This window comes from Desulfurobacterium sp. TC5-1, assembly GCF_000421485.1.
In the GTDB taxonomy this organism is placed as follows: domain Bacteria; phylum Aquificota; class Aquificia; order Desulfurobacteriales; family Desulfurobacteriaceae; genus Desulfurobacterium_A.
In genome coordinates this window covers 291,025-305,247 of record NZ_ATXC01000001.1, presented here as the reverse complement: position 1 = coordinate 305,247, position 14,223 = coordinate 291,025, and the positions used below count along the sequence as shown (strand labels likewise).

Genomic DNA, 14,223 nt, shown 5'->3' with positions numbered 1-14,223 from the left:
AGGTAACCATGTGTGAAAACGAAAGAAAACACATAATAAGCGTTCTTGTTGAAAACCATCCAGGCGCTCTTGCAAGGATAGTGGAACTTTTCAGCGCAAGAGGCTACAACATAGAAAGTTTAAACGTGGGACAAACAGAAGACCCGACAATTTCAAGGTTAACAATGGTAGCCCAGGGGGACGAACACACAATAGAACAAATTGTCAAACAACTCAGAAGGCTTGTAGATGTATTTAAAGTAAGAGACCTGACAGATAAGAAAAAACTTGACAGAGAACTCCTCATTGTAAGGCTAAATGCAGACACATCAGAAAAGAAAAATGAACTGATGAGAATAGCCAGCGTGTTCGGTGCTCAGATAGTTGATATATCTCAAGATACTTATACCCTTGAGCTTACAGGCGATGAAGACCAGATAGACGCTTTTATAGAACTCATCAAGCCCATGGGAATAAAGGAGATGGCAAGAACCGGTAGAGTTGCAATGGTAAGAGCCCTGCACGGAGAAACTTTCGGTTAAAAATTCTTGAAAATTACAGTTAAAATTTGCAGGAGGTAAACTATGGCAAAAGTGTACTATGAGCAGGACGCATCTCTTGCGCCGCTTGAAGGAAAAACGGTTGCTATTCTCGGTTATGGAAGCCAGGGACACGCCCATGCGCTTAACCTTAGAGATAGCGGAATTAACGTTGTAGTAGGATTAAGACCTGGAAAGTCAGCAGAGAAGGCAAAGGCTGACGGTTTTGAAGTGCTCACTCCAGCTGAAGCTGCTAAAAAAGCTGATGTAATAATGTTTCTCCTTCCTGACCCTGTCCAGAAAAAGGTTTACGAAGAGGCAGTTAAGCCAAACCTGAAAGCTGGAATGGCACTTGCATTTGCCCATGGATTCAACATACATTTCAACCAAATTGTCCCACCAGAAGACGTTGACGTATTCATGGTAGCGCCAAAAGGGCCTGGACACCTTGTAAGATGGACCTACCAGGAAGGTGCTGGCGTTCCAGCCCTCGTTGCTATCCATCAGGATGCTACAGGTAAGGCTATGGATGTCGCCCTCGCCTACGCTAAAGGAATTGGTGCAACAAGGGCAGGTGTAATAGAAACAACATTTAAAGAAGAAACAGAAACTGACCTGTTTGGTGAGCAAGCTGTCCTTTGCGGTGGAACAGCGGCTCTTATCAAGGCTGGATTTGAAACTCTTGTTGAAGCCGGCTATCAACCTGAAGTTGCCTATTTTGAATGCCTCCACGAACTTAAATTAATCGTTGACCTCATTTATCAGCACGGCCTTGCCGGAATGAGATACTCAATCTCCGACACAGCTGAATACGGCGATTACACGAGAGGACCAAGGGTTATAACAGAAGACACCAAAAAAGCAATGAAGAAGATATTAGACGAAATACAGAAAGGCGAGTTTGCAAGGGAATTTGTTCTTGAAGCTCAGGCAAACTATCCTGTTCTCAACGCTCACAGAAAGATAGAAGCAGAACATCCAATCGAAAAGGTTGGGAAAAAACTGAGAGAAATGATGCCGTTCCTCAAAACACAGAAAAAAGACCTCAAATAATCACCCGGCGGGCTCTGCCCGCCCTTCTCACGCAACTTCCAATGGACATATCTCACATTTGAAATAAATTATTACTACCATGAAAGATAAGATTATAGTTAAAGGCGCAAGACAGCATAATCTTAAAAACATAGACGTAGAAATTCCAAAAAACCGATTAGTTGTAATAACAGGACTTTCTGGTTCGGGAAAATCGTCCCTTGCCTTTGACACGCTCTACGCCGAAGGACAAAGAAGGTACGTAGAGTCACTCTCTTCTTACGCAAGGCAGTTCCTCCAGCTGATGGAAAAACCAGACGTTGACCTGATAGAAGGACTATCACCTGCAATTTCTATTGAGCAAAAAACTGTCTCTAAAAATCCCCGCTCCACCGTTGGAACAACAACAGAGATACACGACTATCTGAGGTTGTTATTTGCAAGAGCTGGAACGCCGTTCTGTCCAAACTGCAACATTGAAATAAGACCCCAAACCGTTGAAGAGGTTGTAGATAGAATTTTGAAATTCACAGGAAAGCGGATTCTCATTCTTTCACCTATCGTAAGAGAACAGAAAGGCGAACACAAAAACCTGCTTGAAAGACTGGAAAAGCAGGGATTTAGAAGGATTAGAATAGACGGAAAAACGTACACCATAGATGAAGCCCTCAATCTAAAACTTGAAAAGAAGGTCAAACATACAATTGAAGTTATCGTTGACAGGATAAAAGTAAAACCGGAAGATAAAACAAGAATCGCTGACTCGGTAGAAATAGCCGTAAAGCTGTCGGATGGACTTGTCTTGATTGTAGATTACGACTCTAAAAAAGAGGAAATCCTTAGCACAAAAGGGGCATGTCCAATATGTGGTTTCAGTTTTAAAGAGATTTCACCGAGACTTTTCTCTTTCAATAGTCCTCTCGGTGCTTGTCCGGCGTGTGGTGGTATAGGCTTCTCTCCGAAAATAGACCCTGACCTTTTAATAAATTGGGACAAACCCATAGTAAACGCGTTTAACATAACTGAAAGAGCAAAGTTTGAATACATAAAAGATATGGTCTCTTCCGCGTGCGACTATTTAGGAATATCCCGCGACACACCGGCAGGAGAACTGACAGGAGAAGACCTTGACTTTATACTTTATGCTGACAGGGGAATTTTGAGAGTCTATAACACCGTTTCATGGAGCAGAGGCAACTATAAACCCTACTACTTTGAAGGCATAATAAAACACCTTGAAAGACGCTACATAGAAACAGAATCAGAATCTGTCAGAGACTATATAGAAGAGTACATGAGAGAAGTTCCGTGTAAAGAGTGCAAAGGGAAAAGGCTCAACAAAGAAGCTCTTTCAGTAAAGATAGACGGCCTTTCAATAGCTGACGTTGAAGAGATGAGCATAAAAAAGGCTTATGAATTCTTCAATAACGTAACATTTGAAGGAAAAAGAAAAATAATCGCAGAAAGAGTTCTGAAAGAGATTAAAAACCGCCTAAAATTCCTGTTAGACGTTGGATTAGACTACCTAACACTTGACAGAAGAACAGGAACACTTTCGGGCGGTGAATCCCAGAGGATAAGGCTTGCAACTCAGATAGGCTCAAAATTGACCGGCGTTCTCTACGTCCTTGATGAACCAAGCATAGGGCTCCACCAAAGGGACAACGACAGGTTAATAAAAACGTTAAAAGAACTGAGAGACATAGGAAATACGGTAATCGTCGTAGAACACGACACGGATACCATTAAAAGTGCTGACTACGTAATAGACATGGGGCCGGGTGCCGGCATCCACGGAGGTGAAGTCGTAGCAGCGGGAACACCAGAAGAGATAGAAAAGAGTGAAAAATCCATAACAGGTAAGTACTTATCCGGAAAACTTGCAATACCCATACCTGAAAAAAGACGCAAACCCAACGGAAAGTTTTTAAGAATCATAGGTGCAGCAGAACACAATCTGAAAAATATAACCGTTGAATTTCCCCTTGGACTGTTTATTTGCGTTACCGGTGTATCAGGTTCAGGAAAATCAACCCTAATAAACGACATCCTTTACAACGCCCTTTCACGAGAGATATACAAAAGTAAGACCATACCTGGAAAATATGAAAAGATAGAAGGTCTTGAAGACATAGATAAAGTCATAAACGTTGATCAATCTCCCATAGGAAGAACACCAAGATCAAACCCTGCTACATACATCGGCGTTTTCGACTTTATAAGAGAACTCTTTGCGGCCACACCGGAAGCAAGGGCAAGAGGATACAAAAAGGGAAGATTCTCATTCAACGTTCCCGGCGGAAGGTGTGAAGCCTGTAAAGGTGACGGACTGATAAAGGTGGAAATGCACTTCTTACCTGATGTTTACGTCACCTGTGACGTCTGCGGAGGAAAAAGGTACAACAGAGAAACCCTTGAGATAACATACAAGGGAAAAAACATATACGATGTGCTTGAAATGAGCGTTGAAGAAGCCCTTGAATTTTTCAAACACCACGAAAGAATAGTAAGAAAACTAAAAACACTCTATGACGTCGGTCTTTCTTACATAAAATTGGGACAGCCGGCAACAACACTATCAGGGGGAGAAGCCCAGAGGGTAAAACTCGCAAAAGAACTGTCAAAAAGGCCCACAGGAAAAACTCTCTACATTCTTGACGAACCAACGACAGGACTTCACATCCACGACGTTAAAAAGCTTATAGAGGTTCTTCAAAAGTTAGTGGACAGGGGAAACACCGTAATTGTTATAGAACACAACATGGACTTTATAAAGTGCGCCGATTACATAATAGATTTAGGACCTGAAGGTGGTGACCGGGGAGGAAAAATCGTTGCGACCGGAACACCTGAAGAAGTAGCACAGACAGAAACCTATACAGGTAGATATTTAAGAAAATATCTGGTATATTAATAATACTTAATTTTAGAATTTTTATCCTGACCGGAGATATTATGGATACCCTTAAAGAACTTTTGGAAAACTACACCTTTACAGATAAAGAGTTCAAGGAGGTTAATAAATTAAAACCCCTATTCTCAAATGAATTCGTAGAAATTCTCGGGGAAAATCTGGAAAAGTATGTTACTGAACACTTTTATTCCTTTTCACAGGCAGCAAAAAGCAATAAGATAAACAGAGAAACTTTCATAGAAACTGTAAAAAAGTTTGTGCACGCTTTTTTCAACAAAGAGCAGATATCTGAAATAATGGAATCCATCACTTCTGTTAACAAGAAATGGGGAATTGAAAGACTTGAATTTATAGAAGCCTATTTCTACTTTATTGAAAACTTACTTTCCAATCTTTACAGAAAAACGAAGGAAAATCCCAAACTCCAGAAAAGCATAAAAGCACTAACACGTCTTCTATTCATCATTGCCGTTTATTTTTTGAAAAATTTCTGCATTAACAGAGACATATTCAGCAAATCCATAAATATAGATCCAATGACCGGATTTCTGTCCCGATACACAATTCAGAAAATATACACAAAATGTTCAAGAAGAGAAAATCTATACGCAATACTCTTTGACATAAGAAATCTTTCCAACATTAACACCTATTTCGGATACGAAGTTGGAGATAGTGTAATAGTGTACCTGGCAACATTCATAAAAGAGTTTTTCATTCAGGAATTCTGCTCCTGCTATCCGAATATATTCAGACTTCAGGGAGACCAGTTCATCGTCTTTTTTAGAACCACCGAAAATATCGAAGATAAGATACAAAATTTCTTAAACAATTTTAAAAGCAAACCGATAAAGGTTGCCTTCAACGGCAATATTCTTCCAATAGATATCCCTGTTCTCGCAACAGTAATGAAGGTGGAAAATGAAGATATCTCTTCCCTCCTCTGGACAATGGAAAATGCTATGAGAACAATTAAAAAAACAAAAAAGGAAGGCTGTCTTACAATAGACAAAAATCACAAGTTTAAATGCAAAAGAAGAAGAAAAAACGTAGAACTTGTGATAAACGCCATAAAAGAAAACAGAGTTTCTTTTACTTTACAAAAAATCGTAAATTTAAAAACAGAGCAAACGTTCGCTTACGAAGTTTTAACCAGAATTCAGCATGAAAACAATATAACTATTAACGCAGAGTCGTTTATTGACGACATAAGCATATATTCGCTTAATGAAGATCTTGACAAAATCGTTATAGAAAAAGCACTAAAATACAAAAGGAGAGAAAATATAAAAATTCCTTTCTCTATAAACGTCTCCAATGCACTTTTAGAGGGTGATATAGAATTTTTAGAGCAAGCAGTAAAAAGACATAACATTTCCCCACAGGAAATAATAATAGAACTTATGGAAAGACAGAATGTGGCACTTATATCTGATCTGACCGAAAAGCTTAACTATTTGAAAAATTTAGGTTTCAAAATATTTATAGATGACTTTGGCGTTGACTATTCCAATTTCCATCTCATCGAAAGCTTACCAATAGATGGAATAAAAATTGACGGACGATTCGTTAAAAATATAGATAAGGAAATTATAGACTTAGAATTCATAAAATTCATTGTTTCCCTTGCAGAACAGCTGAAAATTTCCGTAATTGCTGAATACGTTGAACGAAAAGAAATAAAAGAACGTTTATTACAAATCTCCAGCTATCCTATTATGGGACAGGGTTACCTGTTCGGAAAACCTGAAGCAATTTTAAAATAAAAAAATATTTAGTTATCTTTTTAAAAAATTAACCGATTGATTAAATTTACCCCAAACATAAAAAAGAATCTTTATTGACTCCAGACAAAAAAAATGTTAGATTGATCCAACTATTTTTCCAAACAATACTGCCTCAAAATTGGGGGAAGCTTATGAAACTTCTTGAAGAACTTTTCCAAATATATAATTTCACGGAAGATGACTTCAAACAAATACAGGAACTAAAAAAATTTATTAATATAAAAGAAGCGAATAAACTGTGCGAAGAACTAAAAAAAGAAGTCGTTGATAAATTCCCGGAATACAAACATCTTTTTAAAAATAGAGGCGTGGACAGTAAAGTTTTCTCAGAAACAATCAATGATTTTTTCAATTCCATATTTGATTCAAAATCCCTGCATATCTCAGTCTATTCCATCACACAAACCCACAGAAAATGGAACATAAAAAGCCTGGACTTTATTGAAGTTTACTTCTCTTTTACAGAAAGGATTCTCTCTCTCCTCTATAATCTATCCGCAAATCATCCCGAATTAATAGACGGAATTAAAAAACTAACAAAACTTCTCTTTATAATTGCTATATACTTCTTGCGTTCTTCCTGCAGATTTACACCTGACCAGACACTAACGGCAGCCGATCCTATGACCGGACTTCCTTCAAGATATAACATCCAGAAAATATTCCCCAAATGCAGCAATAAAGATTTAACATTTGCCGTAGTGTTTGACATAAGAGGATTTGCAAACATAAACACATACTTTGGATATGAAGTGGGGGACAGTGTCATTATTTACTTCGCCACATTCCTAAAAGAAACCTTTTTAGAAGAATTCTGCAATGGATATCCCAACATATTTAGGCTTCAAGGTGACCAATTTTTAGTTTTGATGAAAGGAAATCAGGAAGACATAAAAAAGAAAGTTGAAGACTTTCTTAACAGTGTAAAAGAAAAGCCGATAAAAATACCCCTGGAAGGCGACAAACATACCCTTGACATAGTTCTAATTTCTGTTGGAACAAAGGTAAGCGTATGCAACGATATCTCCAGCTTGCTATGGATTCTTGAAAATTCGCTGAGAGAATTCAAAAAAACCAAAAAAGAAGGATTCTTTTTCATAGACGAAACTGTTAGAAAGAGATGTCAAAGAAGAAAAGAAAACGTAGCACTTGTAATAAAAGCCATAAAAGAAAACAGAGTAACTTTTGCTTTTCAAAAAATTATAGACTTATATTCCGGGGATATTTTTGCTTTTGAAGTACTTGCAAGGATAAGAACTAAAGACGGAAAGTTAGTGCCTGCGGGTGTTTTTATAGACGATATCAGCTTTTACTCTCTTGATGGAGACCTTGATAAAATAGTTATAGAAGAAGCCATGCAATACAAAGCTAAAACCGGAATGAAAGAAAGGCTTTCAATAAACATTTCCAACGCCCTCCTCGAAGGAAATGTGGACTTTCTGGAACGTATAACCAAAGAAAACAACATTTCACCAGAAGAAATAGTAATAGAACTTATGGAAAGACAAAACCTCTCCTTAATTTCTCACCTTGAAGAAAAAATTGCTTACCTCAAAAATCTTGGATTTAAAATATTTATTGACGATTTTGGAGTTGACTATGCCAACTTTCACCTGATAGAAACCCTTGCCATTGACGGAATAAAAATCGATGGAAGATTCGTAAGAAGCATCGACAGAAAAATACTGGACAGAGAGTTTGTAGAATTTGTCCTTTCCGTAGCAAAACAGCTAAACATCGCCGTTGTAGCAGAATACATTGAAAATGAACGGATACTAAAAATAATAAAAGAATTGGCAAGAGATTTTACAGTCTTTGGACAGGGATATCTATTTGGCAAACCTGAAGTTAAAGAATAATTTATCCCTGAGTCAAATGGTAAAATTTCTTTAAAAGCACAGCCGGAGGTCTTGAGTGAAGCTCAGAATAGATGGAAAGGTGCAAAAAGTTAAAATAGAGAAACAGAAATACAAAAATCTAAAAGAAATGCTGAGACTCGTCGAATTTAAATATCTTTTTCCGGAAAGAGTAATAAAAAGCGTTGAAATCGGTGGCAAAACTGTCCATCCCGACTACCTTGATAGTCTAAACGATGTATCAGAAATTAACATAGTAACCGACTCCACAATAAACTTTTTAAAAAATCACATAGAACTTTCTATAATGGCTCTTGACTCGGTAAACGGTGCAATAGAAATGGTAGTAGAAGCCTTCGAAGCTTCGGAAGAGCTGGCACAACTACACATCAATTACATCAGTGATTCCATAATGAAAACCGTGGAAATCCTTGAAAAGGGAAGCATATTCCTGCCTATAGTGGAAGGAATGGACGAGGCAATACTTGAAATTGAAGAAAAAATGCTCCGCCTTAATGAAATAAAAGCTCCTGAAGAGATGGTAAAATTTTTAGAAACTGACTTTTTAACCGGCATTGAAAAGTGGAAAGAGTTTCTTCTAAAAATTCTTTCCGTTATTAACAACGCTTCTATGGAGACCCATTAATGTCAAATTCTCTGCTGTCCGTTTTATTTGGCTTCGTTTTAGGGAGCATTGTCGGAAGTTTCTTGAATGTCTGCATCTACAGACTTCCCAGGGAAGAATCAATAGTATTTCCAGGGTCTCACTGTCCTAAATGCGGTACGCCAATCAAATGGTACGATAACATACCCATAATCAGCTATCTCCTTCTTAGAGGAAGATGTCGTTACTGTGGTGAGAAAATATCACCAACCTACCCGCTCATTGAGCTTCTTACAGCCATTCTCACTGCAGCAATATTTTTTCGTTTCGGAATCACCTTTGACGCACTATACTACAGCATACTAACCTGGTTCCTTATAGTAATCTCTGCAATTGACATAAAAGAAATGATGGTACCGGTTAAACCGTGCTACATCGTTATGATTCTCGGGATAGCTCTTTCACCATTTACCCACAGTATGAATATTATTGATTCTATCTTAGGTGCATCTTTAGGTTCCGGAATCATTCTATTTATCATAGAAACGTACTTCATGATAAGAGGTCGTGAAGGGATGGGATATGGAGATGCCAACATAATGGCTACAATAGGTGCATTCCTCGGGTGGAAAAAAGTCTTCTTCGTAATTTTCTTTGCTTCCCTCATCGGCGCAATAATTGGTATTATATTTATAATATCAAAAGATAAGGATAGCGAAACCCCTTTACCTTTTGGTCCGTTTCTAGCAGTAGGGGGATATTTGACGATTTTTTTAGGTAACTTACTTTTAAAGTTTTACCTGGGAGGATAGATGAACGAGACCTTCTCAATGAACACCAATTTCCGTTGCGGAACAAAAACGTTCCACGTCCAGACTGAATACTACAAATCATCAGGAAAAGTTGTCACGAACATATTCTTCCAGGGAAACATAGTAAAAAGAATAGAACGGCTACCTGCAACGGCGGACATTTATCAGGAAATAAAGAAACAGCACGAACAGGTTCTTCATAAACTTCAAGAAGCTCTGGAAAAGCAAAAATCAAAAACAGAGGTGCACACCTGTAGAGAAGAAACCTTTAATCAAAAAGCCTCTTACGAACATGGCGAAAGATTCATGAAACACAGAAACAAACCTGGCGAAGATATCATTAGAAAGCTTGTGACAAAAAAACCGGGAAAAGAGCTCGTCAGCAAAATAGTGGAGAAGAGACCCGGGGAAGAAATTTTAAAGAAGGTGATAGAAAAACGACCTGGAGAAAAAGCACTTAAAAAACTGATAGAGAAAAAACCCGGGAAAGGGCTATTTAATAAACTTTTGGAAAAGCGACCTGGTGAAAGCATAGCAAAAAGCATCATTGAAAAGAGGCCAGGCGAAAGAGCCGTTAAAAAGCTAATCGAAAAAAAACCGGGGAAAGAGCTGTTTGAAAAAATCAAAGAAGAAAAACCTGGAAAAGACTTCTTTGAGAACTTTATAGATCTTTTAAAACATTGAAAAACTCTTGAGGTGAAGAAATAATAAAATCTGGGGAAAATCTCAACAGGTTCTCCGCCGAGTTGAACCCCCAGGTTACTGCTACTGAAACTACACCGGCCTCTTTTGCTGCAACTACATCCCTCCCCTCGTCACACACATAAACAAAATCTCCGTGGAACTTTTTTAATTTTTCCAAACTTTTATGTTTACCTCTCAAGAAAGGATTTGTCTCAATGAAAGAAAAACACTCAGAGAGTTTCTCTTTTTCAAGAAGCGAAGAAACAAACCTCCTCGAATTTGTTGTCAAAATACCACATCTAAAACCACTATTTCGTAAATCCCTGATCATCTGAACTGTGCCTGGAAAAAAGGAAATTTTCTTCCTCTTTTTCTCCCTTACCATTAAAAACCTTAAAAAAATAACAAGGGGAAGAAACTTATAACTTGCAATACGATACTTAACAGCAAATTCATTGAGAGAGAAATTCTTAACTGTTTCCCTCTCTGTACGGGCAATCCTGCGAATACGAAAAATCGGTGCAACTCTGTTGTAAACGTTAACCGCTATGTCAAAAGTATCTACTAACGTACCGTCAAAATCAAAAACAACCGTTTTCATAATTTTTGACTTATAAGCTTCAAAATCTCTAAAGCCACCTTTCTTTTAGAACCACTTACTTTTTCCTCAAAATTCTCCCCAACAATAACACATTCTGTCTCATCCTTTCCAAAAACTTTTCCTTTTACATCATTGGCAACGACCATATCTATCTTTTTGGATTTAAGTTTCTTTCGGGCATTCTCAATCAGATTGTCCGTCTCAGCAGCAAAACCAACGATAAAACGGGCAAGTTTACCTTCAGCAACTTCAGAAAGAATATCAGGCGTTCTCTCAAACTCTATAACAAGCCTACCTGCCCCTTTCTTTATCTTACTTTCACTTCTCTTAACCGGTCTATAATCACCGATAGCTGCCGCTGAGATGTAAACATCAGCACCTTTTATATTCTCAATAACGGCACTCCTCATCTCATCAACCGTTTCAACCTCAATAAAATTCATCCCGGAAGGAGCGTCCAGGCAGGTTTTTCCGGATATTAATGTCACTGATGCACCTGCAGCTCTTGCAACTTTAGCTATTTCATATCCCATTTTTCCAGAAGAAGGATTGGAAATAAATCTGACAGGATCTATATACTCCCTCGTAGGACCTGCCGTAACAACAACCTTTTTCCCCCTCAAAAACTTCGGAATAAAGTAATCTTCAACTGCCTCAACAATCGTCTCAACTTTTGCAAGTCTCCCCTTTCCTCTCACGCCACAGGCAAGCTCTCCCTCATCAGAATCAACTATAACGTACCCCCTCTTTCTCAAAAGCTCAATGTTATCAACAGTTGCTGGATTCTCATACATCTTAACGTTCATAGCAGGGCAGATAATACCCTTTCCTATCGCAAGTGCTGAAGCTGTAACAGGGTTATCAGCTATACCACAGGCTATCTTTGCTATCGTATTGCCGGTAGCCGGAGCAACAATGAAAAGATCAACCAAAGATGCAAGGGAGGTGTGCCTTATTTCAGGATTTTCTTTTGGCACAATCTCTTTATAGACAGAATGTCCTGAAAGGGTTCTTAAAACCACTTCAGAAACAAATTCAAGAGCATTGGGAGTAACAGCAGTGTAAACGTCCGCTCCCCTTCTCTGGAGCTCCCTTAAAATCTCTACGGCCTTATAAGCTGCAATACTTCCCGTTATTCCAAGCAATATTTTCTTACCTTCAAGTGTCCTTACCACGTTTTGTCACTCCTTTTATTAAAGGTTTAATGTCTATCTCCTGGCCAAGGTAAAGACTGAATCCAAAGCTCGTCGTGTAACTGGTAATAACTGCTGCCGTCATAGGAATAACAACATCAGCATGGCTCATCTCGGTAATCATAACGATGGCGGCAAGGGGCGTTTTTGCACCTGCAGCGAGCGCTGCACCCATTCCAGCAAGAGAAAACATAACTATCTGATCAGGAAAAAGATGTCCAAACATATTACCAACAGCGGCACCTATCAAAAGGTTAGGAAGGACAAGCCCCCCGGGAATTCCAAAACCGAGGGTCAGGCTCGTCACAAGGATTACCCCAATAACTATTATAATGTCAATCCAAACAGGAAACGGCACTTGTGCCAATTTTGAAACAATATTCATGTGTGCCGGTGCAGCTAAAATCTCCGTATCGTTAGTAGCAAAGTAAAGAGCAATAAGTATCGGAAGAGAAACTGCCGTCCCGATTACAGGCCTTTTAAACGGCTCAAAAAATTTAGAAACGCAGGAACCTGTGTGAAACATAAACGTGTAAAGGTAGATAATAAAAGAAATCGTAAGCCCCATAATTACAAGGTAGGGTATGCTGTCAAGCGTCCATACAGGTTCCCGAGTAAGAGCTATAAATGCACTCTCACCTCTAAAAAAAGTAAAGGTCAAATAACTGGTAATGGCTGCAATAATCATCGGAACAAAAGGCGAATAATCAAAATCGTACATATTTTCAAGTTCCATGGCAAAGATTGAACTTCCAAGAGGTGCTTTCAAAAGTGCCCCGGTAAACGCACCACCTCCTATAAGTCCTAAAAGATTTTTAAATCTTTTGCTAAAACCGTAAGCCTTTCCAAGCCACTCTCCAATGGCAACACCGATGAAAAATGAAGGGCCTTCTCTACCGGCTATAAAACCGCCGGAAAGAACCAGAGTTGAAGATACAAACTTTAAAAAGACAAGTTTAGCAGGCAAAAAGTACTTTGTTTTTAAATGAACTATGGCATACCCTATCCCGGGACCGCCAACGACAGGATCAATTACAAGCGTATAACCAACCACAAGTGCCGTAGCTATAGGATACAGAAAGAAAAGAACGTCATGTATGGATATCAACCGATTTATCTCTGTAATTAAAACATCCATAAAGGCAGCTATAGAACCTGTTATTATGCCGACAGTGAAAGCATAAGGTATCCACCTTCCTAAAAAGTGAGAAATGGAAAGAAGATCAAAACGAAGTTTTAGATTTACCTTTGCACAACCCTTAAGGTATTGCCAGACAAGCTGAAAGAAAGTTCTATCAAACTTCATAAAAATCTCCGATTACAGATCAAAAAAATCTCTCACTCTGCCAAACAACTTTTTAGCAATCTCCAGAAGCCTTCTTATTCTCTCTTCTGTCGGTGGATGTGTTGAAAAGAGAACAGCCAACCCATCACCTTTAAACGGATTTACAATAAACATGTGGGATGTTGCAGGTTTTACCTCTGCCTCTACAACTTCCGGCGGAAGACCTTTTGCGTAAAGTTCAAGCTTCTTCAAAGCGCTGGCAAGAGCTTCAGGTTTTCCTGAAATTTTTGCCCCCGTTTCATCCGCAATAAACTCTCTTGACCTTGATATAGCCATTCTTATAAGAGTTGCAGCTACCGGTGCAACAATAATCATTAGAATAAGACCTATAGTCTCCGCTATACCGTCCCTTTCGTCATCTCTGCCAAACCCAAAAAAGAGAGACCACCTTGCCATATCAGCAATCATGACAATAGCACTCGCCATCGTTGCAGCAACAGCTGAAATTAGAGTGTCCCTGTTTCTGATGTGGGCAATCTCATGGGAAAGAACACCCTCTACTTCATCCCTATCCAAAATTTCAAGAAGCTTCGTAGTTACACAAACAACGCCGTGTTCCGGATCTCTACCGGTTGCGAAAGCGTTTGGAACATCCATAGGAACGATAGCAACCTTTGGCTTGGGAATTCCGGCATTCTTTGCAAGCTTCTCAACAATTTCGTGAAGCTCTGGGGCTTCCTCAGGTGAAACTTCCCTTGCACCGTACATTGAAAGGACAATTCTGTCGGAGAAGAACCAGCTGGCAAAATTCATTCCCATGGCAATAAAGAAAGCAAAAATCATACCGGTAGTGCCACCGACCAGCTTCCCGAAAACAAGAAGTATGGCAGAAAGAAGTGCCAAGAAGAAAACAGTTTTTACCGTATTCACCACCTTT

General features: G+C 38.9%; 12 protein-coding genes. 8 read left to right on the top strand and 4 right to left on the bottom strand.

The window, feature by feature from the left end; translation table 11 throughout:
* Positions 1-8 precede the first annotated feature (8 nt).
* The 8 genes from ilvN (at position 9) to H153_RS0101535 (ending at position 10,207) form a co-directional block, all read left to right on the top strand.
* A complete protein-coding gene (gene ilvN / locus H153_RS0101570) occupies positions 9-521 on the top strand; it encodes an acetolactate synthase small subunit (RefSeq protein WP_022846379.1) in 513 nt (170 codons plus the stop codon).
* Between the two features lie 42 nt (positions 522-563).
* Positions 564-1,571 carry a ketol-acid reductoisomerase gene (ilvC, locus tag H153_RS0101565; protein ID WP_022846378.1) on the top strand — a complete coding sequence of 336 codons (1,008 nt, stop codon included), beginning with the start codon at positions 564-566 and terminating at the stop codon, positions 1,569-1,571.
* Positions 1,572-1,650: 79 nt separating this feature from the next.
* Positions 1,651-4,464 (top strand): excinuclease ABC subunit UvrA, encoded by a 2,814-nt coding sequence (gene uvrA, locus H153_RS0101560; RefSeq protein WP_022846377.1) that lies wholly within the window; start codon positions 1,651-1,653, stop codon positions 4,462-4,464.
* Between the two features lie 41 nt (positions 4,465-4,505).
* A complete protein-coding gene (locus tag H153_RS0101555; protein WP_022846376.1) occupies positions 4,506-6,230 on the top strand; it encodes a GGDEF domain-containing protein in 1,725 nt (574 codons plus the stop codon).
* Between the two features lie 152 nt (positions 6,231-6,382).
* On the top strand, positions 6,383-8,110 hold the full coding sequence (locus H153_RS0101550) for an EAL domain-containing protein (RefSeq protein WP_022846375.1): 1,728 nt from the start codon (positions 6,383-6,385) through the stop codon (positions 8,108-8,110).
* A gap of 55 nt (positions 8,111-8,165) precedes the next feature.
* Positions 8,166-8,753, top strand: a complete 588-nt coding sequence (locus tag H153_RS0101545) for a hypothetical protein (RefSeq protein WP_022846374.1) — start codon at positions 8,166-8,168, stop codon at positions 8,751-8,753.
* Positions 8,753-9,523, top strand: coding sequence for an A24 family peptidase (locus H153_RS0101540; protein ID WP_022846373.1), 771 nt, complete (start codon positions 8,753-8,755; stop codon positions 9,521-9,523). Before H153_RS0101545 ends, H153_RS0101540 begins: the two co-directional genes overlap by 1 nt.
* Positions 9,524-10,207, top strand: coding sequence for a hypothetical protein (locus H153_RS0101535; RefSeq protein ID WP_022846372.1), 684 nt, complete (start codon positions 9,524-9,526; stop codon positions 10,205-10,207).
* Here the strand turns inward: H153_RS0101535 and H153_RS0101530 are convergent.
* Genes H153_RS0101530 through htpX form a run of 4 tightly spaced genes read right to left on the bottom strand, consistent with a single transcriptional unit; the run spans position 10,185 to position 14,219 of the window.
* On the bottom strand, positions 10,185-10,808 hold the full coding sequence (locus H153_RS0101530; RefSeq protein ID WP_022846371.1) for an HAD hydrolase-like protein: 624 nt from the start codon (positions 10,806-10,808) through the stop codon (positions 10,185-10,187). The two genes, H153_RS0101535 and H153_RS0101530, sit on opposite strands and share 23 nt — an antisense overlap.
* Positions 10,805-11,983 (bottom strand): bifunctional phosphopantothenoylcysteine decarboxylase/phosphopantothenate--cysteine ligase CoaBC, encoded by a 1,179-nt coding sequence (gene coaBC, locus H153_RS0101525; RefSeq protein WP_022846370.1) that lies wholly within the window; start codon positions 11,981-11,983, stop codon positions 10,805-10,807. Before coaBC ends, H153_RS0101530 begins: the two co-directional genes overlap by 4 nt.
* The gene (locus H153_RS0101520; RefSeq protein ID WP_022846369.1) at positions 11,967-13,307 is read right to left on the bottom strand and encodes a chloride channel protein; all 1,341 of its coding nucleotides are present in this window, start codon (positions 13,305-13,307) and stop codon (positions 11,967-11,969) included. Before H153_RS0101520 ends, coaBC begins: the two co-directional genes overlap by 17 nt.
* A 12-nt stretch (positions 13,308-13,319) precedes the next feature.
* Positions 13,320-14,219, bottom strand: a complete 900-nt coding sequence (gene htpX / locus H153_RS0101515) for a zinc metalloprotease HtpX (protein WP_022846368.1) — start codon at positions 14,217-14,219, stop codon at positions 13,320-13,322.
* Positions 14,220-14,223: the final 4 nt, after the last annotated feature.

Bases quoted from the DNA above. Each gene is read 5' to 3' on its own strand.
- H153_RS0101535 (WP_022846372.1), top strand. From the start codon at position 9,524: ATGAACGAGACCTTCTCAATGAACACCAATTTCCGTTGCGGAACAAAA.
- H153_RS0101520 (WP_022846369.1), bottom strand. From the start codon at position 13,307: ATGAAGTTTGATAGAACTTTCTTTCAGCTTGTCTGGCAATACCTTAAG.
- H153_RS0101555 (WP_022846376.1), top strand. From the start codon at position 4,506: ATGGATACCCTTAAAGAACTTTTGGAAAACTACACCTTTACAGATAAA.
- H153_RS0101550 (WP_022846375.1), top strand. From the start codon at position 6,383: ATGAAACTTCTTGAAGAACTTTTCCAAATATATAATTTCACGGAAGAT.
- ilvN (WP_022846379.1), top strand. From the start codon at position 9: ATGTGTGAAAACGAAAGAAAACACATAATAAGCGTTCTTGTTGAAAAC.
- uvrA (WP_022846377.1), top strand. From the start codon at position 1,651: ATGAAAGATAAGATTATAGTTAAAGGCGCAAGACAGCATAATCTTAAA.
- H153_RS0101540 (WP_022846373.1), top strand. From the start codon at position 8,753: ATGTCAAATTCTCTGCTGTCCGTTTTATTTGGCTTCGTTTTAGGGAGC.
- ilvC (WP_022846378.1), top strand. From the start codon at position 564: ATGGCAAAAGTGTACTATGAGCAGGACGCATCTCTTGCGCCGCTTGAA.
- H153_RS0101530 (WP_022846371.1), bottom strand. From the start codon at position 10,808: ATGAAAACGGTTGTTTTTGATTTTGACGGTACGTTAGTAGATACTTTT.